Raw genomic sequence first — 24328 nt, 5'->3', positions numbered from 1 at the left:
GACCGACCGCCCGTCCGAGGAGACCCCATGGCCAGCTACGAGTCCTTGCTCGACGCCGTCGGCGGGACGCCGCTCATCCGGCTCACCCGCGCCGCGCAGGGCCTGCGCCCGCGCGTGTACGTCAAGCCCGAGTGGCAGAACCCCGGTGCGAGCGTCAAGGATCGGGCGGCGCTGTCGATGATCCGCCGGGCCGAGGCGGACGGCTCGCTGCGCCCCGGCGGCACCGTCGTCGAGGTCACCAGCGGCAACACCGGCATCGGCCTCGCGCTCGCCGCCGCCCACCTCGGCTACCGCGCGGTGGTCTTCACCAGCTCCTCGACCTCCCGGGAGAAGCGGGACCAGCTCGCCGCGTACGGCGCCGACGTGCGCCTCGTCGACGCCTTCGTGCCCCGCGACCACCCCGGCAGCATGCGCTCCCAGGGCATGCGCTTCGCCGCCGCGACGCCCGGCGCCTGGTTCGCCGACCAGTACGACAACCCCGCCAACCCGGCCGCCCACTACACGACCACCGGACCCGAGATCTGGACCGACACCGAGGGCGCCGTCACCCACTTCGTGGCCACCGTCGGCACCGGCGGGACGGTCACGGGGACGGGCCGCTTCCTGAAGGAGGCGAGCGGCGGCCGGGTCCGGGTGATCGGCGCGGACCCCGTCACGTCCCTCTACTCCGGCGGCGACGGCAGCCAAAAGTACATCGAGGGCGCGGGCCACTTCCTCCACCCCGACGCCGCCGAGGACACCTGGCCGCGGGCACTCGACACCGGTGTGATCGACCACTACGTCACCGTCGAGGACCAGGAGGCGATCGACGCGGTACGCCGGCTGGCCCGCACCGAGGGCATCCTCGCGGGCGGCTCCTCGGGCGTCGCCCTCGCCGCGGCACTGCGCGTGGCGCGCGACCTCACGGAGGACGACACGGTGGTGGTGCTGCTGCCGGACTCCGGGCGGGCCTACCTGTCGACGTACTTCAACGACCGGTGGCTCGCGGCGAACGGCTTCCACGGCGGCGAGCCCGCCGCGGGCCCGCTCGTCGGCGACCGCGCCACCCCGGCGCCGCTGGTGGAGCGGGACGAGGACGCCGCCGAGGCGGCCCGGCGGCTCACCGCGGCCGGGGCGGGCGAGGACGACGTGGTGCTGGCCGCGTACCCGCGCGGCGGGCGCCGGCTCGCCCCGCACCCCACGGACCTCCTCGGCTGGACCACGCCGGGGCTGCTGCGCGCGGCGCCCTCCGTGACCGGCGCGGTACGGCCGTTCGGCCCGCGCCTGGGCGCCGGGCTGCCGCTGGCCGACCCGGCGGTGACGGGGTGGGTCGCGGCGGACGGGGAGGTCGCCCAGGTCCTCCACCACGGCCGGGTGACGGGCACGGTGCGGTGGCACGCCGTGCGGGCGGACCCGCCGACCGCGCGGCCCGCCGCCGAACCGGCTTCCCCGGCCGCGCAGCCCGCCCCGCCCCTGCGCCTTTCCGGGCAGGAGCGCGAGGCGATCGCCGGGCTGCTGCGCTTCCCGCTGCTCGCGGCCGTCAACGGGCGGCGCTCGCGGCGCTTCCCGGTCGGCGGCCGCATCCCCTCCGGCGAACTGGCCTTCACCAGCACCAGGCCCGTCCAGCCGCTCAGCGAGGCCGAGCGGGCGCTCGTCCTCGCCGTCGTCACCGGCGTGACCGGCTGGAACTTCGGCATCTCGCACCACCCCGGCTACGCCCCGGCGCTCCCCAACTACCCGGGCTCCGCGGTCGGCCGCACCTTCCCCTCCGCGGCCGGCTTCCACACCACCGACTTCTTCTTCACCGACGACTCGGGCACGTACTTCCTCTCCACCCGCGACGCCGCCCCGGCGGGCGAGACCGGCCCCGGCACCGGCCCCGGCGCCGAACCCGACATCGACGCCTGGCTGAACGCCACCACCGCCCGCTACCGCAAGCTGTCCGCGCAACGCCTGTGGCTGCCCCGCGAGGAGCCGTACCTGGAGGGCCACAACACCTGGATCGCCAACCACCCCGGCTCCCTGCTCGTCGTCCCGGTCGCCGACCTGGCCCAGCACCTCATCGCCAACCTGGCCTTCTTCCTCCAGAACGGCTACGGCGTCTACGACGACGTCAACGGCCGCCCGCTGCCCGGCGCGCACGACCCGTCCCTGCGGCACGCGGGCGACCCCTTCCCGCTGTCCTTCGTGGAGCAGTACACCCTGGCCGAGGCGAGCGCCGAGCTGATCACCGGCGTCTACAACGGCCATCTGCTGCTGGGCGCGATGGGCCTGGGCGGCTGGACCTTCGACGGCATCGACCGGCTCTCGGTGCTCGGCGCCTCCGGCCGCCCGGACGTGCCCGGCCTCGGCTTCCACGTCCAGCACGACGAGCGCTGGGCGCTGCCCAACCCGACCGGCCTCACCGGCGTCTTCGAGACGCTGTCCCGCCCGCACGTCGCGGACGCCGCCGAGGCCGTAGAGCGCTTCACCGAGCGCAAGTTCGGTCCCGGCGGCCCCTTCCACCCCGCCACCCCCGGCCCGTGGCGCGACACCCGCGGCGTCCGCGCCTCCGCCGCCCCGTACGACGAGCGCTTCGTGCGGCTGCTGACCGGCCAGGTGCGCTACATCGACGAGACCTTCGGCAAGATCCCCGGCACCGTCCCCACCGTCCACATCCTCAACTACCTCCAGGCCCAGCACCTCGACCCGGACTTCTACGACCACCACTTCACCCCCGCCGCCTACCTCCCCACCCACCGCGACCACCCGTCCACCTGGCACTGACCGCCCCGCCCGCCCGGTCCCGCGGGGCTAGGGTTGCGGGGAAGCGGAGACGGAGGGGGGCCTCGTGGCGGCGGGAGCGGGTGAGCGACGCCGTATGGCCGAGGTCGTGCGGTTCTGGCGGGCGGTCGAGCTCTTCAGCCCGCAGAAGGTGCCCGACGTCCGGCCGCGCGAGCAGGTCGTCGCGGTCAGGCGGGGCGTCCCGCTGCCGTGGGAGGAGGGCGGCGCTCTGCCGCGGCCGCGCAAGGACTGCGTCTGGCAGCACACCGTCTACTGCGGGGTCTTCCCGGTGGAGCGGGTACGGGACGTGCTCGCCGAGGTCTTCCCGGATGCGGCCGCCGAGGACCGCGACGGGCGGCTCGGCGGCTCCAGCGCGCTGCTGTCCTTCACCGTCAACGAGGACGGGCTGCTGCTGGCCGACTCCGTGTGCGTGTCGTCGTGCGCGTGGGCGGTCGGGCGCACCCGCTCCCCGGGGCCGGGCGACGCGCGGTGGCTGGACGGCTTCGACGACGCCGCCGCCGAGTACGAGCGGTGCCTCCAGGAGCTGGGCGACGGGCGGCTCACCGTACGCGGGGCCCGGCCCGGCGCCGGGGGCCTGCTGGCCGCCGCGGGCACGCTGGTCGCCGACTCGGTGACCGGGGGCGCCGTCACGGGCCTCGGCACGCTGGCGCGGGGCCTGGTGGGGGAGGCGGTCGGGGGCGTCGTCGGGCAGGCCGCGCAGGCGGCCGCCGGGGAGACGGCCGAGTCCCTGGCCCGGGGGGCGTTCGACCGGCTCCGGGGCGGCGGGGCGGCCTCGGACGAGGACGAGGACGAGGGCGAACCGCCCTCCCGCTTCGGCACCCGCCCGGTGACCTTCGACGGGATCGCCGCCTTCACCGCATGGCTCGCCGCCCGCCTCCACGTCACGGAGGACCTGGTGCCGGACGCGGCCCGCGTGCAGAGCGTCCAGGTCAGGGAGGACCGCGCGGACGAGGCCGCGAACGAGGGCTTCCTCAACAGCTTCATCGCCGACGACCTCGACCGGATCGCGGACGAACTCGCGAGCAAGGGCGCGGGCCGCCCGCTGACCGCCTACCTCACGGACGCCGCCCGGATCGACACCGGGCAGCGCCGCGACGTCCGGGACCGCCCGGCGGAGGTGCTGGCGGAGGTCAGCCCTGACCGGATCCCGCTGGGGCGCTGGCCCTCGGCGTCCGGCCACTCGCTCGTCCTGAGCCAGCAGTTCGCGGTCAACCGGATGCTCGCCGAACTCGGCACGCAGGGCGGCGTCTTCTCCGTCAACGGACCGCCCGGCACGGGCAAGACCACCCTGCTGCGCGACGTCATCGCCGCCCTGGTCACCCAGCGGGCCTGCGCGCTCGCCGAAGTGGCCGACCCGCGCGACGCGTTCGGGAAGGCGCACACCTGGCGCGGCGAGCAGTACACGCGCACCGTCCACGAGCTGAAGCCGCGGCTGGCCGGTTACGAGATGGTCGTCGCCTCGGCCAACAACGGGGCGGTGGAGAACATCACCAGCGAGATCCCGTCCCTCGGCGCCATCGCCCCCCAGTGGCACGACGAAGCCGGCTACCTCACCGAGCAGGCGAGCCTCATGCTCGGCGGGGAGCCCGCGTGGGGAGCCGTCGCCGCCCGGCTCGGCAACCGGAAGAACCGCGGCGAATTCGTCCAGAGCTTCTGGTGGGGCAGCAGGCGCACCCCGGCCGCGGGCGGCGCCCCCGGCCGGTCCGTCCCCACCGACGAGGGGCTGTGGCACGTGCTGAGCGGCCGGGGCGCCCATGCGCCCGCGCCGGTCGACTGGGCCGGGGCCCGGCGGCGCTTCCAAGCCGCCCGGCGCCTGGTCGAGCGGCTCCGCACGGAGCGCCGACAGGTCGCCGACGCGCTCGCCGCCCTGCCCGCGGCCCGCGGGGAGCTGGCCGACGCGGTGGCGAGCGCCGCCGTGGCCTCGGGCGCCGTACCGGAGCTGCGGCGGCAGGAGGCCGAGGCGGCCCGGGAGGCCGAGCGGGCGGCGGACAGCGAGCACGGCCACCGCGACCACCTCCGCGCGCACCTCGCCGCGAAGCCCGCCGGTCTGCGGAATCTGCTGGGCGCGGGCCGCGCCCACCGCACCTGGCAGGAGACGTACGAGCGGCTGTCCGCGGCCGCCGAACGCGCCGGTCAGGACGCCGCCGCGGCCCGCGACCGGCACCGGCGGGCCGCCGACACGCTGGCCGCCGCGGAGCACATGGCCGAGGCGGCGGACGTCCGGCGGGGCGCCGTCGAGGCCCTGGAGGCGACCGTCCGCACGGCCCGTGAGCGCTGGGGGGACGCCGTCCCGGACCCGGCGGACTTCACCGAGGACGCCGACGACGCCGCCGCGGAGCGCCGGGAGAAGTCCGCGCCCTGGTCCGACACCGCCTTCGCCGAGGCCCGCACCCGGCTCTTCCTGGAGGCGCTGCGGCTGCACCGCGCCTTCCTGGGCGCCGCGGGCGACGTCATGCGCCGGAACCTCCAGGCCGCCATGGAGGTCGTCGGGGGCGGCGCCCCGAAGGACCTCGCGCCCGAGGCGGTGCGCGCCGCCTGGCAGAGCCTCTTCCTCACCGTCCCGGTGGTCTCCACCACCTTCGCCTCCTACGACCGGCTCTTCACCGGCCTCGGCGGCGGCGACCTGGGCTGGCTCTTCGTCGACGAGGCCGGGCAGGCCTCACCGCAGATGCCGGTGGGCGCGCTGTGGCGGACCCGCCGCGCCGTCCTCGTCGGCGACCCGCTGCAACTGGAGCCGGTCGTCGTGCTGCCGTGGACCGCCCAGCAGCGGCTGCGCGAACACCACGGCGCCGCCCAGGAATGGGCGCCGTCCTGGACGTCCGCCCAGCAGGTCGCGGACCGCCTCGGCCGGTGGGGCACGACCCTGCCCGCGCAGCTCCCGGACGGTTCCACGCAGGTGTGGGTCGGCGCGCCGCTGCGCGTCCACCGCCGCTGCGACGAGCCGATGTTCACCGTCAGCAACACCATCGCGTACGCCGGGCTCATGGTCCACGGCACCGGCGACCGGGGCGACTTCCGGCCGCCCCGGGAGAGCTTCTGGTGGCATGTGCGCTCCCCGCAGGCCGAGGGCAAGTGGGTGCCCGCCGAGGGCCGCGCGCTGACCGCGACCGTGGAGCGGCTCCTTGCCGAGGGCCTGACCGCCGACCGGCTCTACGTCATCAGCCCCTTCCGGGAGGTCGCGACCCGCGCGGCGCAGCAACTGCGGGGCCTGGTCCCGTGGCAGCGGGTGGGCACCGTCCACACCGCGCAGGGCAAGGAGGCCGACGTGGTGGTCCTCGTCCTCGGCACCCACCCGGACGCGGCCGGGTCCCGCCGCTGGGCGGCCGCGAAGCCCAACCTCCTCAACGTCGCCGTCAGCCGCGCCAGGCGCCGCCTGGTCGTCATCGGCGACCACGAGTCCTGGCGCGGCCACACGCACTTCTCCGTGCTCGCCGGGCAGTTGCGGCGCGTCGACTACCAGGAGCACCGGGACTGAACCGGCGCCGACCGCCCCGGTGTTGTCGGGTCCGTCAGGACGCGGTCGCCGCGTCCGGCGACCGCGCCGGGTCGCCCGGCGGCTCGGGCACCGGCGCGCGGACCGCCGGATGCGCCGTCGTCAGCAGGGCCAGCGCGGCGAGCCATGCCGTGGAGACCCAGACCAGGGGGTGCGCCCCCAGCGAGGAGAGCAGGAACCCGCCCGCCAGCGTCCCGGCGGACAGCGCCCCCGTCGTGAGGGTGGAGACCGCGGCCGACACCCGGCCGCGCAGCGCGTCCGGCGTGGCACGGAGCTGGTGCGTGGTCATGGCCACCATGTACACGGGGGCCACGACGGATTCCGCCGCCGCGACGGCCGCGAGAGCGAGGGGGCCGGGCGCGAGCGCATACAGCGGGAACATCAGCGCCTCGGACCACAGCATCACGACCGCGATCCGCCCGAGCGGGAAGCGGCGGACGGCCCGCTGGGAGACGAGCGCGCCCGCCATCGTGCCCGCGGCGGCGCCGCCGAAGATGACGCCGATCCACAGCGGGGAGGCGCCCGCCTGCCGGGCGAGGGTCACGATGAGCAGGTAGCCGGCGCCGTAGCGGATCTTGTCGGCGGCGTTGACGAGGGTGAGGAAGCGGAGGACGGGCCGGTCCCACAGCCACCGCAGGCCCTCGCGGATGTCGGCGGCGAGCCGGCCGGGCCGCGGGGAGGCGGCCGCCGCGGGCCGGAAGTCCGCGCGCAGCAGCCGCAGCGCGAGCGCCGACCCGGCGAAGGAGACCGCGTTGACGGCGAAGGGCACGACGCGCCCGGCCGCGTACAGCGCGCCCGCGAGCGGCGCGCCGAGGACACCGACCGCGCCCGTCGCGGTCTGCGACCAGCCGAGTGCGGCGGCCAGCCGCCGCGGGCCGACGACGGCGGGCAGCGCGGCGGTGCTCGCGGTCTGGAACAGCGTGGTGAGCATGCCGGACAGCACGGCCGTGGCGTACAGCTGCGGCATGCCCAGCACGCCCCGCCACAGCGCGACGGCGACGCCCGCGGTGAGCAGGGCGCGCCCGGCGTCGCACCACACCATCAGCGCGCGCCGGTCGCAGCGGTCGGCGAGCGCCCCGGCGGCGAGCCCGAAGACGAGGAAGGACAGGGTGCTCAGGCCGAGGACGAGCCCGGCGCGGGTGGCCGAGCCGGTGAGGGCCAGGACGACGAGCGGCAGGGCCATGCCCTGCGCCTGGTCGCCGACGGACGAGAGGATCTGGCCGCTCAGCAGCAGCGGGAGGTTCCGGTCACGCAACGGACCGGTCTGACGAGGGGTGTTCATGTGAATACGCTCCGTGGTCGCTCATGGGCACAAGGGCGGTGTCGCGCTTGGTGCCGAGCTACGAGACCCGGGGCGTGGTGAACACCCGCGGATGTTCCCGTGCCGAACCGGCTGGCCGCAACCGAATTCGGGCCAGAAGTCGCGCGGTGCGCAACTCCCGGCGGGCCCGGAGCGTCGCCGAGTGTGGCGCCCGCACGGGGGATGCGGTTGACTCCGCTACGCCAGCGTCGGGGAGGCCGGTTGGGGCAGGAGCGTCGGGGGTGATCCTGAATGCTGGACGAGATGGTCTACCGCAGCGAGGACGTGGCGGTCGCCGACCGCTTCGACGTCTGGCACGACCTGATGAGCAGCACCCACGCGCCGATGGACCTCACGAGCGACTACGCCGCCGACTTCCGCGGGACGCTGCGGCTGATGGACCTCGGCGGGATGACGCTGTGGCCCGCGAACTTCCCGCAGCTGACCTTCCACCGCACCCCGCGCCGCATCCGCCAGTCCGACCCGGAGACGGTCAACCTGTCGCTGGTCGTGCAGGGCGAGGCGTCGACCCGGTGGCCGGACCGGCCGCAACGGGACCTCCGGGCCGGGGACTTCCACATGAACGTCTCGTCGGTGCCGATGAGCGTCGCCGGCGCCGGACCGTGGATCGAGATGATCGGGGTCGAGGTGCCCCGCTGCGCGCTGAGCCTGCCGTGGGACCGGGTGCGTGACGTCGTCGGGCGCGACCTCCCGGGGCGGACGGGCATCGGCGCCCTGGTCGCGCAGTTCCTCACCCAGGTGACCTCGCACACGAGCGAGTACCGGCAGGCCGACGCCCCGCGCCTGGGGCGGGTCCTCGCCGACCTGGTGAGCGCGCAGTTCGCGCACGTCCTCGACGCCGAGGACGGCCTCCCGCCGGAGACCCGCACCCGCGCCCTCACGCTGGAGCTGATGGCCTTCATCCGCGGCCACCTCGCCGACGGCGACCTCACGCCGAGCAGCGTCGCCGCCGCCCGGCACATCTCCCGCAGCCATCTGCACCGGCTCTTCCAGGCGCAGGGCACGACGGTGGCCGCGTACATCCGCGAGCAGCGGCTCGAAGGCGCCCGCCGCGAACTCGCCGACACCGCACGGGAGTCCGTGCCCGTCCACGCGATCGCCGCGCGCTGGGGCTTCAAGGACCACGCGACCTTCAGCCGCAGTTTCCGCGCCGCCTACGGCGTCACCCCCCGCGACTTCCGGCACGCCGCCCACCTCCTCCCCCATCCCGAGGGACGCTGACTCCCCGTCCCGTCCGCCGCGGACTCCCCCGGGCTGGTCCGGGGCCGGTGCCGGTGCCGGTACTACTCGCACGGCCCACAGCGGGGTGCGCCGATCGGATGTACGGGTGGCGTGCCCCCGGCCGGTCCGGAGGGTTCGCGATGCCCGCTGCCTACGGTCGCGGGCATGCGCAAACCACTCTTCGTCACCGCCGGTCTCACCGTGTGCACGTGCGGTCTCGCCGTCGCCGGGCTCGTCGCCATGCCCTCCGTTCCCGCCGCGGTCGCCGCCACCCGCGCCGTCGGGAACCCCGTCGTCGGCAACCAGGGCTTCGGGACCGTCGTCGAGCACGACGCCCTGCTCGGCACCACCGAGACCGAGGGGACGGTCGCCCTCGGCGGCGACCTGTCCTTCGGCCCCGGCTACAACGTCGCGCTGCACACCACCGGCACCTTCGTCGACGACGGCGACGCGCAGCCCACCGCGCTGCTGGTCGGTGGCCGTGTGCTGCCCGGAGCGAGCGACCCGGCGGGGGTGCTCCAGGTACTGAACAACGGCTACGTCAAGATCGGCGACCCCACCGGCGTGGACGTCCTCGACCGGGACGCGAACGGCGCGAGCGTCAGCACCCAGGTCGTCCCGGAAGGCGCGGGCTACGGGGCCACCCCCCGCATCCAGCTCACCACCGACCAGCCGCCCGCCTCCGTGGCCCCGAAGCCCGGCCTCATCGACTTCACGACGCTCTTCGCCGATTACCGCGCCCGCGCCGACGCGATGGCGACGTGCGACGCCAACGTGGTGCTGGAGGACTCGAACGGCGACCCGCTCGACCCGCAGTCCGGCTTCCCGGCCGGGACGAACGCGTACGTCCGCCTCGTCCCCGGGCGGACCAACGTCCTGCACGTCACCGGTGACGACCTCAACCGCATCGGCACCCTGACCTTCCGCGACCAGCCGACCGCCGACACGCCCTTCCTGGTCGTCGTGGACACCACGGCCACCGGCGGACAGTACACGTGGGACGTACCGACGCTCGCGGGCGTCGACGGGGACCAGGCTCCGTACATGCTCTGGGACTTCCCCGACGCCACGGACATCGATCTCGCCACCGGGGACAGCCTCGAAGGCACGATCTTCGCCCCCCGCGCCCACCTCACCGACACCGACGCCTCCAACATCGAGGGCGACATCGTCGTACGCCGACTGACCGCGGGCCCGCAGCTCGCCGATGGCACCTGGGTCAACGCGGGCGAGATCCACAACTTCCCCTTCGACGCCTCGATCGACTGCGGCGCCGTCCCGCCGACGACCCCACCGACCACCCCGCCCACCACCGGGCCCACGACCCTGCCGACCACACCCCCTACGACTCCCCCCACCACACCCCCGACCACACCGCCCACGACACCCCCGACCACACCCCCGACGACTCCCCCCACCACACCCCCGACCACACCGCCCACGACTCCCCCCACCACACCCCCGACCACACCGCCCACGACTCCCCCCACCACACCCCCGACCACACCCCCCACCACCGCTCCGCCCACCCGTAAGCCGAGCCCGTCCCCGTCCACCAGTTGCCCGCCGAGCACCAAGCCGCCGATCTACGGGCAGGGCTACGGCGGCTGAGGCCCGCACACCGCCACCGCGTACGGGATACCGGCGCGGCCCGCGGCTCCGCACATGTGGCGGGCCACGGGCCGCAGGTCCCGCGCCAGGTCCCGCCACCGGTCCCCGGCAGGGGTCAGCTCTTGAGGGCCTGGTCCACCAACGGGCCTGCCGCGCCCGTGTAGTTCGCCGGGTCCAGCAGGGAGGCCAGTTGCGTCGCGTCCAGCAGGCCCTGGAGCCGGGGCTCTTCGGCCAGAACGTCGACGAGCGGACGGCCCTCGGCGGCGGCGCGCAGCGAGGCCGCGCCCAGCAGTTCCTTCGCCGCGGCCTTGCCGAGGGCCGGGGCCAGCACCGCCGAGACGCGCTCGGAGGCGATCTGCCCGCCGGTCGCGGCGAGGTTGGCGCGCATCCGCTCCGGGTGGACGGTGAGGCCGCGCACCAGCTCGACCGCGGTGTACGCGGCCCCGCCCGTCAGCCGCAGGCACTCGCGCAGCGGCTGCCATTCGGCGTGCCAGACGCCCGCCGACCGCTCGTCCTCCGTGACCAGGCAGGACGCCAGCACGCCTGCGAGCGCGGGCACTTGGATCGCCGCCGAGCGGATGAGCGTGGCCAGCACCGGGTTGCGCTTGTGCGGCATCGCGGAGGACGCGCCGCGGCCCACGCCGCCCGGCTCGGCGGCCTCGGCGATTTCCGTGCGGGCCAGCACCAGCACGTCCGCGGCGATCTTGCCGAGCGCGCCCGTGGTGTGCGCGAGCGCGGCGCCGAGGTCGGCGAGCGGGGTGCGCAGCGCGTGCCAGGGCAGGGCGGGCACGGCCAGGCCCGTCTCGGCGGCGAAGGCGGCCACCAGGTCGAGCACGGCGGCCGGTTCGGCGCCCTCCCCCGCGTACTGGTGGTAGCCCGCGAGGGTGCCCGCGGCGCCGCCCAGCGACACCGGCAGCCCGCGGTCGGCGACCGCGCCGATCCGCTCGGCCGCCTCCAGCACCAACTGCCGCCAGCCCGCGGCCTTCAGCCCGAAGGTGGTGGGCACGGCGTGCAGGGCGAGGGTGCGGCCGGCCATCACCGTGTCGCGGTGCTCGGCGGCGAGCACCGCGAGGGTGTCGGCGACCGTGTGCAGGTCGGCGCGGATCAGCCGCAGCGCCCGCGCGGCGACCAGCATCGCACCGGTGTCCAGGATGTCCTGGCTGGTGGAGCCGCGGTGCACGAACTCCGCCGCGTCCGGCGCCCTTTGTGCCACCACGGCGGTGAGCGCGGCGACCAGTCCGACGACCGGGTTGGCCGTCTCCCGTGCGGCGAGCGCGAGATGGCGGGCGTCCAGGTGCTCGGCCCGCGCCGCCGCCGTGATCGCCTCGGCGGCGGCCGCGGGCACGGTACCGCAGCGCACCTGCGCCCGTACCAGCGCCGCTTCGGCGTCCAGCATCGCCTGGAGCCAGGCGGCGTCGCCGACCGCGGCCTCGGCGGGGGTACCGGCCCGTACCGGCGAGAGCAACCCCAGGTCGACCCAGGCGGGTTGGTGCTCCCCGTAGCTCATGCGCGCTCTCCTCGTCCCGTCATCCCGGTGTCCCGGCGGTCTTCACCGTACGGTCGCGCCTGTCGGCCGGCTCCGGCAACCGGCCCTGCGGGAGTCCGGGTTCGGGCAGCGCCAGGACGGCCGCGGCGATGTCGTCGGACTCCTCCAGCGTCACCGAGCCGACCCCCGGGCGGATGCCCGCCGCCGTCACCCAGTGCACCGATTCCGTCGGCACCCCGTACGCGAAGCGCCGCGGGTGCGCGGCGCCGTGCGCGTCGAGCAGGCGGCACGGGCGGCGGGAGACGGCGAGGCCGCCGGTCTCGTAGTCCGTGCCGTCCGTGCCGGGGACGCGGTAGGTGCGGCACTGGCCGGTCCGCAGCAGGTGCGTCATCAGCGGGTCGGCGGTACGGCGCAGGTCGATGTCCGGCAGCCGGGCCTCGATCAGCGCGGTGGCCCGCACCCGCACGTCGGGGATCTCCGTGGAGGTCGCCACGAAGCACGGGCCGCCGTCCGCCGGGTCCGCCGCGATGCCGACCCGCAGGCCGGGACCGGTGACGTCCAGGATCCCGGCGTCGATGAGCGCGGCCATCTCCTCGATCCGGGAGGCGGGCGGCCCGATCGACAGGTAGGCGTTGAGCGGGGTGTACCAGCCGTCCAGCTCGTCGCGGTGCGAGGCCGCGTCGAGCCCGCCGTGATCGACCGCGAGCCGCACCTCGTTGCGCAGGTCGCGCAGGATGTCCAGGGCCGCCTTGAACGGCCCGTCCACATTGCCCTCGTGGGCCTTGCGCACATCGTCGTCCAGATAGCCGCGCAGCCACGCCCGGAAGGCGGCCGCGTCCCGCAACTGCGGTGCGCCGTAGGGGCGTTCGAGCCGCTCCCAGTCCCAGCGGTCCGCCGGGGCGATCCCCGCCTCGTCCAGCAGCCGCCGCTGGTCCTCGCCGGGCGCGGCGTTCAGGTAGCGGGCCGCGAAGTCCGCCGCCACCGCCGGGGTCTCACGGTGCGCGAGCAGCGTCTCGTAGTAGACGCACTGCACCTCCATCGCGATCAGCGCCCACAGCCCGGTGCCGAAGCGCACCGGCTCCCGCGCGGTGGCCGGGGTCCGCAGCGCCGCGACGTACTCGGCGGTCAGCAGCCGCGGGGTGTAACGCCCGTGCGCGCCCTTCTGGTTGTCGCCGCGCGCCTGGTACGGCACACCGCGGCGCGAACCCGCCACCATGTGCGGCTCCTTGCCCGACGCCCGGTACACCAGCTTGCCGCCGCTGCGCTCGAACACCCCGCCGCGGGCGTGCGTGAAGAGCGCCATGTAGTCGAAGAAGCCCAGCCCCAGGCCGCGCAGCAGCACCGTCTCGCCGGGCGCGACCGCCGACACGTCGGTGTCCGCCGGATTCGCTGGCGGGACGTACGTGAGCCGGTGCCGGTCGGCGAACGCCGCCAACTCCCGCTCCGTGCTCGTCGGATGGACCGGCACATGGCCCTGCGCCAGCAGCACCGCGCCGAGGCCGGTCAGCCGGGTGCCGTCCTCCAGCGTGACGGTCTGCGGCCCGTGCGGGCCGAGGGCGCCGTCCCCGTCGTCCAGCGCGACCGCCCGCGACGCGTGCACCCGCACCCGGACGTGCGCGGGGGCGTCCGCCGCGACGTGCCGGAACGCCCACGTCAGGTACTGCCCGTAGAGCGCGCGCGTCGGATACGTGTCCGGCCCGAGCGCACGGGCCTCGCACAGCGCCGCGTCGTCCGGTCCCGTCGCACCCGACGCGTCCGCGATGTCGGCGAGCGCCTTCGCCCACTCGTACAGGCTCGGGCCCCGCTCCAACGGCCCCTCGATACTGACGCTCGCGTCCGTGAAGACGGTGACCTGGCTCGCGACGGTGTTCATGAGCAGATGCCGCGACTGGTCCAGCCGCCACACCCGGCCCGCGCCCGGCGGATCCGGATCCACGACGTGCAGCGTGAGCCGCTGCCACCGCGGGTGCCGCCGCTCACGGGCCACGAGCCGTTCGAGCAGTGAGAGGCCGCGCGGGCCGGCCCCCACGACGCACACCTCCAACCCGCGCGCCGGGCCCCCCGCCCCCGCCGTTCCGCCGGGCCGCGGTTCGCCCCCGGAGTACGTCATCCGGGCCAGCTCCTCTCCCAGGTGAGTGCATAACTTTACGGACTACGCCCACCTTTGGTCTGCCGCCTTGCCGCGCACTATCCGCGCCCTTGGCGCGCTGGTAGCCCCCCTCGCGCCACCCGTTTCCCACCCGCGCGAGCCGCGCCGGGCACGTTTTGCGCTGCCGCGCGGGGGAGGTCGCGCGTGCCGCGCCGGGCGAGCGTTTTCAGGGGCGCGGGGAACTGCGCTCCCCCAGAGCTTCGCCTGGGAGGTGCCCCCAGCCCCCATCGGGGCGCGGGTCGGATACCGACCCAAAGGGTCTCTTCGGTCCGATCCGGACCACCGGCCGGTGGTGGGTTGCTCGCGCAGTTCCCCGCGCCCCTGGTGGTTGCCCGGCGCGGCATGCGCACCCCGCGTGGGGGTCAGCGGAGGGCCCCGTGTGCGGAGCGGCGAGCGTATTCGCGGGCGTACTCCCAGCGGAGCTGGGCGACCCATCGTGCCTGCTCATCCTCGGGGAGCCCGCCGAGCACACGCAGGACGACGCTCAGCGCGACGTTCTGGTCCGGCTCGAACCAGACCGCCTCGAAGAGCAGCGCGTGGTTGGCCGGGTCGGCGAGGGCCGCCTCGTACAGCGGCCAGTGGTCGTCGGCACCGCCGACGTCCGCCTCCCCCACGGGGAGCCCGGTTCGGCCGGCCAGCTCGTCGAGGACCTCGGCGAGCCGGCCTTCTTCGTCCCGTCTTCCGTCGTCCATCTCCCGTCGCCCCCCTGTCATGAGTCCCCCTCCGCGGACGGGCGTGTGCGGCCTCCCCCGGCGCTCCGCCGCTGGTACGGCCGGTGCGCCCCCGCGCAGCCGACCGGACAAATGACCATACGCCCATCAGACCGGATCCGGCCCCAGATGATTCAGCCATGAACAAGTCTGCGGAGGCACACCCGTCACAGGCGCGACCGGCGCGCGCTCCGGCGCGCACGGCGGACCGGGCCCAGGACACGTCCTGGGCCCGGTCGACGAGGGCCTGGACGCCGTCGAGGACGCGGTCGAGGCCGAAGCCGAGGGGGTCGTTCCGCCCCGTAGTCGGCGACGCGGCCCGCGCGCGGTGAACGCCGGGCCCGCGGGGCCTACTTGCCGTGGTAGACGTACGGCCAGTAGACCGGCATGCAGCCTTCCTCGGCGCCGTTGACCACCTGGGCGGACTTCGGGATGCCGCCCGCCTTGGGGGCGGTCTTCGCGTAATCGGTGCCGGTGCGCCAGTCCGCGCCGACCGTGAGGGTGATGTGCTCGGCGTCGGCGCTCGCCCTCACTCCGCTCACCGGGATCTTGAGGGCGCCCGCGACCGCCGTCGCGTCGGCCTTCGCCTGCGCGCCGCCGCTCGTCGGGTAGGTGACGGTCGTGGCGGGGCTGGGTGCGGCCTGCTTGTCGTAGTCCGCCTGCGTGTAACCCGCCGCCTTGAGCGCGTCGGCGATGTCGCCCGCGCGGCCCGGGACGGCCTGACCGGTCGCGTTGCCCGCCGTGCCGTTGACGACGGTGACGGCGACGGTCGCCGGGGCGGCCGCGGGCGGGCCCGAGGGCTTGGGCGAAGTCGTCGGCGAGACGGTGGACTTGGGCTTGCCGTTGGCGTCCATCGCGGTGTCGTTGCGCAGCATCGCCCAGACGGTCTCGGCGTCCTTGGACGGGATGTAGTGGGCCTTGGGGGCCTCGGGGTCGGCGTCGTGCGGCATCGTCGCCATGGTGATGCGGTCCGGCGGCACGGTCTTGAGCTGCATCCCCAGGTCGTACAGCTTCTTCGGGGTGCCGATCTCCTCGGAGACGACGAAGGCCGACATCGCCGTCGTGGCGATGTCGTTGAGCTTGGACGGGTTGCTGAAGAGGTTCTCGCCGCGCAGCTTGCGGATGAGCGAACTCATGTACATGTGCTGGGCCTTGGCGCGGCCCGCGTCGTCCATGAAGGGGTGCCGGGCGCGCAGCCAGGCGAGCGCCATCTCCGGGTCGGTGATGGTCTGCTTGCCGGCCTTCTTCAGCAGCAGGTGGGACGTGCCGGGGGCCTGAGGCGTCGGGTGGTCGTAGACGGGCTTCTCCACGCAGACGTCCACGCCGCCGACGACCCGTGCCATGTCCACCACGCCGTGGAAGCGGATCATCATCCAGTGGTCGATGTAGACCTTGGTGAGGTTCTGCACGGTCGCGAGCGTGCAGCCCGCGCCGCCGCGGGTGAGGGAGGCGTTGATGATGTCCTCCGTCGGCGCGTACACGTGGTGCGTCTTGGGATCGGTGCACTCCGGTATCTGCACCCGGGTGTCGCGCGGGATGCTCACGACCGACATGTTGCTGCGGTCCGCGGACAGGTGGGCGATCATGATGACGTCCGCGCGCTCGCCCTTGGCGTCCTTCGCGCCGCCGAGCTTGGCGTCCTCGGGGTCGTCGCGGTTGTCGGAGCCGATGATGAGGATGTTCATCGCGCTCGTGCCGTCGGCGTTGGCCTTCGCCTTGTGGACGGTGCTCTTGCCGCTGACGCGCTCGCCCTTCTGGATCTTGCCGGCGAGGTACTCGTAGTAGCCGAACGCGGCGCCCGCGGTGCCGAGGACGACGACGCAGGTGCCGATGGCGGTCCACTTGAGGACCTTGCGGCGGCGGCTGACCGGCTTCTTCCGGCCACGGGCGCCGCCCCGGCGGTGGCCGCCGCCGGGCTGCGGGGTGACGCCGGGCTGCGGCCCGTCGCCGTCATGGGAGCCGTGGCCGTGGTCGGGGCCGTCGCCCCCGGACTCCGCCTCCGGCTCCGGCTCGGGCTCGGGCTCGGGCTCGGGATGGCGCGGGCCGGGGACGCCGGGGTGACCGGAATAGCCGGGGTAGCCGGAGGGGTCGGGACGGCCGGGGTGCCCGGGACGGCCTGAGTAGCCGGTGTCCGCGCCGGGGCCGGGACCGGGGCCGTAACCGGGCCCGTAACCGTGTCCGGGACCCGCGCCCGTACCGCCGTCCGGCCAGGGGCCGCCGCCCTCCGTCGTGTCGCCGTACATCCGTGACCATCCCCCATGTCATGGGCGTTCGCCCGTGGCGCGGCCGGGCGGGACAGTCCGCCGACACCCGGTAAGACGGTCACGGACGGCCGAAAGTTGTAGGCCGGTTGATCATTCGCGCCCAACTTCCCCCACAACCGCACCCGTTGCGTACGTCCGGGCCGCCGCCCGCGCCCCGTCCGCCCCCCTGCGGCACCGGTCGCGTCCGAGCCGTTGACAAGAAACTCAACAAGCGTAGAGTTCTGCGCGGCACAAAGAACTCAACACGCGAGGAGTTATCCATGTCCGCCGCAACTCCCGCCGCCGGAGACGGAGTCACCGCCGCCGGCGCCCGGCTCGCCGCCAGGCGCGGCCACCGCGCGCTCGCGCTGGTGGTGGTCCTCTCGGCCGTCTTCATGCAGCTGCTCGACACGACGATCGTCACCGTCGCGATCCCGTCGATCCAGGACGACCTCGGCGCCGGCTTCGGCACCGTGCAGCTCGTCCTGGCCGGCTACAGCCTCACCTTCGCCTGCACCCTCGTCACCGGCGGCCGCCTCGGCGACAGCCACGGCAGGCGCCGCCTCTTCCTCATCGGGATGCTCGGCTTCGTCCTCACCTCCGCGCTGTGCGGCGCGGCGCCGGACGCCACGACCCTCGTCGTCGCGCGGCTCGTGCAGGGCATGTGCTCGGGCCTGATGTTCCCGCAGGTCCTGGCCATCATCCAGAGCCTGTACGACGAGCGCAGCCGCCCGAAGGCGCTCGGCGCGTACGGCGCCTCGATCGGCCTGGCGACCATCTCCGGGCCCGTCCTCGGCGGCGCCCTCATTGCGGCCGACGTCCTCGGTACGGGCTGGCGCGCGATCTTCTACCTCAACCTGCCCATCGGCGCCCTCGCCCTCGTCGGCGCGCTGCGCATCCTCCCCGAGACGTACGGCGACCGCGGCCGCCGCCTCGACCTCGCGGGCGCGCTGCTCGTCACCGGCGGGCTCTTCCTGCTGGTGCTGCCGCTCGTGGTGGGCCGCGACCAGGGCTGGCCGGTGTGGGCGTGGGTGCTGCTCGCGCTCAGCGTGCCCGTGCTCGGCGCCTTCGCCGCGCAGCAGCGGCGGCTCGGACGGCACGTGGACGCCGACCCGCTGATCCGGCCCGGACTCTTCGGCCGCCGCTCCTTCAGCGTCGGCCTGGCCGTCAACCTGGTCTTCTTCGCCGGGATCCCGAGCTTCTTCTTCCTCTTCATCCTCACCCTCCAGGCGGGCTTCGGCTACAGCGCGGTCGGCGCGGGCACGGTCACGCTCGGCTTCGCCGTCTTCGTCGCGCTCGCCTCGGCCCGCTCCAGCGCGGCCGTCCGCCGCCTGGGCACCCGGACGCTCTCGCTCGGCACCGCGCTGCTCGTCGCCGGCATGACCGGCGTGCTGCTCACCCTGCACGCCGCGGGCACCGGCCTGCACGGCTACCAGCTGCTGCCCTCGCTCGCCGTCGCCGGCGTCGGCGCCGGGCTCTTCCTCGCCCCCGTCACCGGCGTCATCACCGCGGGGCTGCCGCAGCGCGACGCCGGGTCCGCCTCGGGCGTGCTGGCCACCGCGCAGCAGGTCGGCGCGGCGCTCGGCATCGCGGTGGCGGGTGTCGTCTTCTTCGGCCTGCTCGGCGGGAACGCGCAGCGCTCGGTCGACGCCGTCACCCCGGAGCTGCGCCAGCGGCTCACCGCGGCCCACCTCACCGCGGACCAGCAGCGCGACGTGCTCACCGGCTTCACCGCCTGCTTCACCGACCGCGCCCACGCCACCGACCCCGCTGCCACCCCCGCGAGCTGCGCCCGCATGGACGCCCGTGCCGCGGCCGCCCCCGCGGACGTACGGGCGGCGGTCCGGCGGGCCGTCCTCGCCGAGGCCCTGCCGCAGGCCCGGCGGCACGACTTCAGCCGCACGCTCCAGCAGGCGCTGGGCTGGCAGGTGGGCGTCTTCGCCCTCTCCTTCCTGCTGGTGGCGGCGCTGCCGCGGGTCCGCGGCGGAGACGTCTCGACCCTCCCGGCGGCATGACCCCCGAGCCGCCGTCACCGGCCCCCGCGGCTCCGCGGACTCCCGGGCCGTCACCGGCCCCCGCCGCTCCGCGAGCCGCCGGGCCCTCACCGGCCCCGCCTATACTTCTCGCCGTGCCCACCTCCGCCCCCCAGCCGCCCGCCCGGCGCAAGGGGGGTCGGCGCGGGGGCGACGCCGACACCCGCGGGGACATCCTGCGGGCGGCGCGCGAGCAGTTCGCGCACGGCTACGAGGCGACGAGCGTGCGGGCGGTCGCACGGGCCGCGGACGTCGACCCGTCGCTGATCGTGCAGTATTTCGGCGGCAAGGACGGCCTGTTCAAGGCGGTGCTCGACGGTGCGGTGCAGCCGCACGAGGGTGTGGGACGCGTCCTGGCCGCGGGCGGCCGGGGCAGCGGCGCGGACGGCCTCGGGCACGCGCTCGCCGCGTACTTCTTCGGCATCTGGGAGGACCCGGAGCGCCGCCACCCCTTCCAGGCGATGCTCGTCTCGGCCGCCTCCAACGAGGCCGCCGCCACGGTGCTCCGCGACTTCGTACGGGGCGAGGTCATCGCGCGCGTCGGCGCGATGCTGGAGGGCGACGACGCCGAACTGCGCGCGGAACTCGCCGGTTCGCAGCTCATCGGCGCCGCCCTCGTGCGGTACGTCTACCGCATCCCGCCGCTGTGCGACGCGCCGCTGGAGGACGTCGTCGGCCGTATCGGACGCGCCGTCCAGGGCTACCTGGCCGGCTGACCCGGCCCCGTACCGCCCCCGTACCGCCCGCCGGTCCGGCGGCTCTCAGCGCAGCGCCCGCCCCACGAAGGCGATCGCGTCCGCCGTGCGCGCGTCCGCCTCGGGGCCGACGTGCCCGGCGCCGGGCACCAGCCGGTAGGTGTGCGCGACGCCGAGCGTGTCGAGCACCCCGTGCAGGTACTCCGCCCCTTCGTGCAGGCCGAACTCGTCCGCCCCGCCGCAGTCGACGAGGACGGGGAGCCGGGCGGCGCGGATGCGGTCGGCGTGCGCGCGGGCCCGCCCGTGGACGCTGTTGGCCGTGTAGACGGCGGGGTCGCCGCTGCCCAGCGACATCGCCGCGTGCAGCTCACCGAGCAGCGAGGGCAGGGCGCGGGCCGGGACGCCGTCCGGCGTCTCGCCGGGGAAGACGACGGGCGAGAGCGCGGCGACGGCCGCCCAGCGCTCGGGTTCGGCGAAGGCGAGCTTGAGCACGCCGTAGCCGCCCATGGACGAGCCGAGGAGCGCGGTCGGGCCCAGCGGCCCGAGGTGCGCGGCGAGATGGGCGGGGAAGTCCGCGGCGACGACCGACTCCCAGCGCCCGCCGGGCCCGTCGATGTAGAAGCCGCCCTGCGTCGGGGTGCTCACGCACGCGACGACCGCGCGCGGGAGGTCGCCGCGGCCGACCGCCGCGTCGTAGAGCGGCCGCAGCAGCTCCAGGGACGCCGCCGAGGACCTCGCCCCGTGCAGGTGGAGCACGAGCGGCAGCCGCTCGCCGGGGGCGCGGTCGGCGGGGAGCAGGACGCGGTAGTCGACCGTACGGTCCGCGGAGGCGGCATGGAAGGAGCCTGAGACCAGCGCGGTCTCGAAAGTTTCCATCATGATAATATTTCTACCATGGCAGGTTTGAGGGAGCGCAAGCAGGCGGAGACCCGGCAGCGGATCTCGGACCAGGCGACCCGGCTGTTCGAGCGGCAGGGCTTCGAGAACGTCACGCTCGCGCAGGTCGCGGCGGCCGCCGGGGTGTCCGTCAAGACCGTGACGAACTACTTCGGCGCGAAGGACGAGCTGTTCTTCGACACCGAGCCCGCCGTCCTCGACCACCTCGTCACGACGGTCCGCGGCCTCACGCCCGCCGCCGCCACCGCGGCACTGCGCCCGCTCGTCCTCGACGGCCCGCTCCTCGCCGGGCCCTGCCGCTGGGACACGGTCGACGCGGCGACCTGGGAGGCGATGCGGGTGTGGGCGCGCTGCGAGCGCGACTCCCCCGCCCTGACCGTACGCCGGGCCGCCCTCACCCAGGGGTGGTCGCACCCGCTCGCCGAGGCGGTGGGCTCGCGCGCGTGGGGTGCGCTGGCGGCGGGCACGCTGGCGCTGCGGCAGGACGTCGCCCAGTCCGGCCTGGTCGCGGACCACCCGCCGGAGCGCGTCGGGGCGGACGTCCGGGCGGCGGCGGGGGCGGCGCTGGACGCGCTGGAGCGGGGATTCGGGCTTGCGGAACATCCATCCCGGATCGTGCGCTGAGCCCGGATCGCCGCTGGTGAGCGGCTGACGGTCCGTCGGCCCCAGCGCGGTGGTGAAGTCTTCGCGCTGACCGTCCGGACGGCCGTCGACGCCTTCCTCGGCTCGCTCACCCACCCGAACACCGTCCGGAACTACGGCATCGCCGTCGGGAAGACCGCCGAGCGGATCGGCGAGGGCCGCCCGCTCGGCGCCGTCGCGGACGACGAGATCGGCGAGACGCTGGAGCTGCTGTGGGGCAGCCCGCCGCGACGTCCACCTGCGCGAGAAGACCCTGTGGCGGATGGGCTGGACGGCACGGCTCAGGACTCACTGGTGCTCTGGCCGCACCTTCTCGGCCACAGCGTCAGCTAGGCCGCCAGCAGTGGGCCGAATTCGGCGGCCCACCCCGGGTAGAGCGCGACCTTCTCGTCGTGCAGGGCGAGGATCTCCCGTGCCAGCGTGGGCGTCATGTCGTCGGACAGGTCCGGGCCGATGGCGAGCCTGGCGAGGTGCGGCATGATCTCCGGGTCGCCGGCCAGGTGGACCGGGTCGTGCATATAGCGCCGCAGCGCCGGCAGGTCCGCGATTCCCACGCAGTAGGCGTGGGTGAAGCCGTCGGTGTCGTCGAGGTTCTGGCCCACCGTCGAGAACGACACCGACTCCACCGAGGCCGTGCGCCGCATCACCGCGAGCACGTGCTCGCGCTCCTCCTCTGTCGCGGTCTCCTTGAACGAGAAACGCAGCATGTGGACGATCACGTCCGCCCCACCCCTTTCAGGTTGACTGAACTGGTCGGTTCAGAAATCCGATCCAGCTGGTTCAGCATTAGACTGAACCCATGGGTTCAGAAGTGTCAACCGGCAGCGTCGGCAGGCCTCGTGGGCGTGACGATCGGCGGCAGGCGATCCTGGACAGCGCGTTCGCGCTGTTTGCGCGGCGCGGCTACGCGCAGACGTGCGTGCAGGAGGTCGCGCAGGAGGCACGCGTCGCGAAGCCGACCGTCTACAACCACCTGCACGACAAGGAGAGCCTCTACCGCGAGGCCGTGGAGTCCGCCGCCGACCGGGTGGGCGCGCGGGGCGTCGCCATCGTCGAGCAGCTGCGGGAGGTTGCGGCGGACGGTGACCCGCGCGCCGCGCTCGGGGTCGCGACCCGCGACCTGTTGCGGGCCTGCCGTGACGAAGACGCGCGCGCGGTGTGGCGGTTGGCAAGTGCCGAGTCGGGGCAGTTCCCCGGCCTGGCGGCGAGCGTGCGCGAGCGCACGGCCCTGAGGATACGGTCCGCGCTCGCTGACCGACTGGCCCGCCTGGCGCTCGTCGGCCGCCTGCGCCCGTGCGACCCGGAGCTTGCCGCCGAGCACCTCCTCGCCCTGCTCACCGGCCCACTGGAGTACCGGCCCGACGCCGACCCGGATGCGATCGCAGACGCGGCCGTGGAGGTCTTCCTGCGCGCCTATGGGGCGGACCGCGCCTAGGGCGGCCAGCAGTTACAGACGATCGTGCGGCGGGCGACCCCGGTGCTCGAAGAGGCGGCAGCCGCTGTTCCCGGAGGATCAGTGTTCGTCGTCGGCAAGTCGTTGGGGAGTCCTGCTCGTCGGGAGAACCTCGGAAGCTGCGATCAACAGGTGCGACTTGCCGGTGCCCGAGTCGCCGGCGGGCCCGGTCGTCGCACTCGGCCGTCAGCAGCTCTGCACGGATGTTCCTCGACCCCCGGATTCGCCTGAGAGCGGCGGGCCCCGCTCAGGTGTCAGGGCCCGCTGTGGCGGGTCAGCCGCGGCGCAGCCGCCGGGCCGCGCGGCGCAGGGCGGCGGCGGGGGTACGGGTTACCGAGTGGCGGACGCGGGCGGTCTGCCGGGCGAAGGCGCGCGAGCGGCGCGAGGCGTCGAGGTCGGCGAAAAGGGCTTCGTACGCGGCGACGATGCGCTCGGGGTCGTAGCGGTGCGCGGATTCGAGCGCGGCCCGGCCCATCCGGCGCCGGGCGGACTCGTCGGCGACGAGCTCCAGCAGCGCGGCGGCCAGCGCGTCCCGGTCGCCCACGGGCACCAGGCGGCCGTCGACCCCGTCGGTGATGATCTCGGCGGGGCCGAGCGGGCAGTCGGTCGAGACGACCGGCAGACCGCAGCGCATCGCCTCGACGAGCGTCATGCCGAAGGACTCCGCCTCCGAGGCGGACGCCACGATCGACGCCTTCGCGAACTCCCCCTCGATCGGCGAGACGACCCCCATCAGCACCGCCCGGCCGCTCAGCCCGCGGTCGTCGATGATCTGCTGGATCGCCGCCTTCTCCGGGCCGACGCCGTAGATCCGCAGCGTCCAGTCCGGGTACTTGGCGGCGACGTCGCCGAACGCGTCGATGAGCAGGTCGTACCGCTTGCCGCGGGCCAGCCGCCCGGCGGCGGCGATGACCTTGGCGGTGCCGTCCGCGGGCGGGACACCGATGTCGGGCACGGAGTTCGGGATCGCCAGCACACGCAGGCCGGGCAGGCTCATACGCGCCCGGTAGACCGCGGCGTCCGCCTCGGTGATGGTGACCAGGGCGTCCAGCCGCCGGTAGAAGCGGGCGAACTGCGCGCGCAGCTTTCGGCCGTGGCTCTCGAACGTCAGGTGCTCCTGCGCGATCCGCAGGGCCGTGGGCGGGCCGAAGCGCGAGAGGTAGACGTTGAGGCCGGGCCGGGTGCCGATGACAATGTCGGCGTCGCAGTCGCGCAGATACTCCTCGACCCGGCGGTCGATGAGCCGGCTGTACTGGTGCAGCCGCTTCTCGGCCTGCGGGAAGGCCGTCGAAGGCTGCGCCGTCAGCGGGTCGGCCCGGTCGTCGGACCCCGACCGCGCGTCCACCAGCGGCACGACCGTCAGGCGCGGGTCTATCTCGAACTCCGGCTCCGTGCGGTGCCGACGCACGGACACGATCGTCACGGTGTGCCGCTCGGCGAACGCGGCGGCGAGGTTGAGCGTCGTCCGGTTGGTCCCGCCGAGCCCGTAAAGGTCATGAATCAAGAACGTGATCTTCACGCCTGCGCTCCCCCACACCTCGCTCCACCGCCTGACCCCCGAACCTAGGCAAAAACTGTGCGAATACCAAACTCCGGCTGAACACCGGCCGT

16 protein-coding genes and 1 pseudogene are annotated in these 24328 nt (G+C 74.9%); 9 read left to right on the top strand and 8 right to left on the bottom strand.

The annotated features are described in order from the left end of the window. Positions 1–27 precede the first annotated feature (27 nt). Both ACWERV_RS00355 and ACWERV_RS00350 read left to right on the top strand, forming a co-directional pair. Entirely contained in the window at positions 28–2745 is a 2718-nt protein-coding gene (locus tag ACWERV_RS00355; RefSeq protein WP_452926793.1) for a PLP-dependent cysteine synthase family protein, read from the top strand. Positions 2746–2839: 94 nt separating this feature from the next. Then, entirely contained in the window at positions 2840–6238 is a 3399-nt protein-coding gene (locus ACWERV_RS00350; protein WP_452926791.1) for a DEAD/DEAH box helicase, read from the top strand. 34 nt (positions 6239–6272) lie between these two features. Here ACWERV_RS00350 and ACWERV_RS00345 read toward each other — a convergent pair whose 3' ends face one another. Further along, complete coding sequence (locus tag ACWERV_RS00345) at positions 6273–7538, bottom strand: MFS transporter (RefSeq protein ID WP_452926788.1); 1266 nt, start codon at positions 7536–7538, stop codon at positions 6273–6275. Between the two features lie 270 nt (positions 7539–7808). Here ACWERV_RS00345 and ACWERV_RS00340 point away from each other — a divergent pair, with 270 nt between their 5' ends. After that, the gene (locus ACWERV_RS00340) at positions 7809–8798 is read left to right on the top strand and encodes an AraC family transcriptional regulator (protein WP_452926786.1); all 990 of its coding nucleotides are present in this window, start codon (positions 7809–7811) and stop codon (positions 8796–8798) included. Between the two features lie 165 nt (positions 8799–8963). After that, positions 8964–10409, top strand: coding sequence for a collagen-binding domain-containing protein (locus ACWERV_RS00335; protein WP_452926784.1), 1446 nt, complete (start codon positions 8964–8966; stop codon positions 10407–10409). A gap of 115 nt (positions 10410–10524) precedes the next feature. Here the strand turns inward: ACWERV_RS00335 and pcaB are convergent, their stop codons facing one another. From pcaB to ACWERV_RS00315, 4 genes are all read right to left on the bottom strand, one after another. Further along, entirely contained in the window at positions 10525–11916 is a 1392-nt protein-coding gene (pcaB, locus tag ACWERV_RS00330; RefSeq protein WP_452926781.1) for a 3-carboxy-cis,cis-muconate cycloisomerase, read from the bottom strand. A gap of 19 nt (positions 11917–11935) precedes the next feature. Further along, positions 11936–13924, bottom strand: coding sequence for an FAD/NAD(P)-binding protein (locus ACWERV_RS00325; RefSeq protein WP_452926779.1), 1989 nt, complete (start codon positions 13922–13924; stop codon positions 11936–11938). A 482-nt stretch (positions 13925–14406) separates the two neighbouring features. Further along, positions 14407–14736: a hypothetical protein gene (locus ACWERV_RS00320; protein ID WP_452926777.1), complete on the bottom strand. Its 330-nt coding sequence runs from the start codon at positions 14734–14736 to the stop codon at positions 14407–14409. 368 nt (positions 14737–15104) lie between these two features. Next, positions 15105–16997 carry an LCP family protein gene (locus ACWERV_RS00315; RefSeq protein ID WP_452926775.1) on the bottom strand — a complete coding sequence of 631 codons (1893 nt, stop codon included), beginning with the start codon at positions 16995–16997 and terminating at the stop codon, positions 15105–15107. A 281-nt stretch (positions 16998–17278) separates the two neighbouring features. Between ACWERV_RS00315 and ACWERV_RS00310 the strand changes: the two genes are divergently transcribed. Both ACWERV_RS00310 and ACWERV_RS00305 read left to right on the top strand, forming a co-directional pair. Then, on the top strand, positions 17279–19012 hold the full coding sequence (locus ACWERV_RS00310) for an MFS transporter (protein ID WP_452926772.1): 1734 nt from the start codon (positions 17279–17281) through the stop codon (positions 19010–19012). Positions 19013–19125: 113 nt separating this feature from the next. Next, positions 19126–19746: a TetR/AcrR family transcriptional regulator gene (locus ACWERV_RS00305; protein WP_398176314.1), complete on the top strand. Its 621-nt coding sequence runs from the start codon at positions 19126–19128 to the stop codon at positions 19744–19746. Positions 19747–19791: 45 nt separating this feature from the next. On the opposite strand, the gene ACWERV_RS00300 is transcribed toward ACWERV_RS00305, so the two are convergent. Continuing rightward, the gene (locus ACWERV_RS00300) at positions 19792–20604 is read right to left on the bottom strand and encodes an alpha/beta hydrolase (protein ID WP_452926770.1); all 813 of its coding nucleotides are present in this window, start codon (positions 20602–20604) and stop codon (positions 19792–19794) included. A 15-nt stretch (positions 20605–20619) separates the two neighbouring features. Here ACWERV_RS00300 and ACWERV_RS00295 point away from each other — a divergent pair, with 15 nt between their 5' ends. Together ACWERV_RS00295 and ACWERV_RS00290 are read left to right on the top strand one after the other, a co-directional pair. Further along, entirely contained in the window at positions 20620–21246 is a 627-nt protein-coding gene (locus ACWERV_RS00295; RefSeq protein WP_452926767.1) for a TetR/AcrR family transcriptional regulator, read from the top strand. Between the two features lie 24 nt (positions 21247–21270). After that, positions 21271–21486, top strand: a pseudogene (locus ACWERV_RS00290) (hypothetical protein); the annotation flags it as partial. Between the two features lie 107 nt (positions 21487–21593). Here the strand turns inward: ACWERV_RS00290 and ACWERV_RS00285 are convergent. Next, positions 21594–21983 carry a Dabb family protein gene (locus ACWERV_RS00285; protein ID WP_452926764.1) on the bottom strand — a complete coding sequence of 130 codons (390 nt, stop codon included), beginning with the start codon at positions 21981–21983 and terminating at the stop codon, positions 21594–21596. An 80-nt stretch (positions 21984–22063) separates the two neighbouring features. Between ACWERV_RS00285 and ACWERV_RS00280 the strand changes: the two genes are divergently transcribed. Then, positions 22064–22699 carry a TetR/AcrR family transcriptional regulator gene (locus ACWERV_RS00280; protein ID WP_452926761.1) on the top strand — a complete coding sequence of 212 codons (636 nt, stop codon included), beginning with the start codon at positions 22064–22066 and terminating at the stop codon, positions 22697–22699. A 292-nt stretch (positions 22700–22991) separates the two neighbouring features. Here the strand turns inward: ACWERV_RS00280 and ACWERV_RS00275 are convergent, their stop codons facing one another. Next, complete coding sequence (locus ACWERV_RS00275; RefSeq protein WP_452926758.1) at positions 22992–24236, bottom strand: glycosyltransferase family 4 protein; 1245 nt, start codon at positions 24234–24236, stop codon at positions 22992–22994. Between the last annotated feature and the right edge of the window lie 92 nt (positions 24237–24328).

Source organism: Streptomyces sp. NPDC004031 (assembly GCF_053604375.1).
Note: the sequence above shows the minus strand (reverse complement) of the source record. Positions and strands in the feature narration are given on the sequence as shown.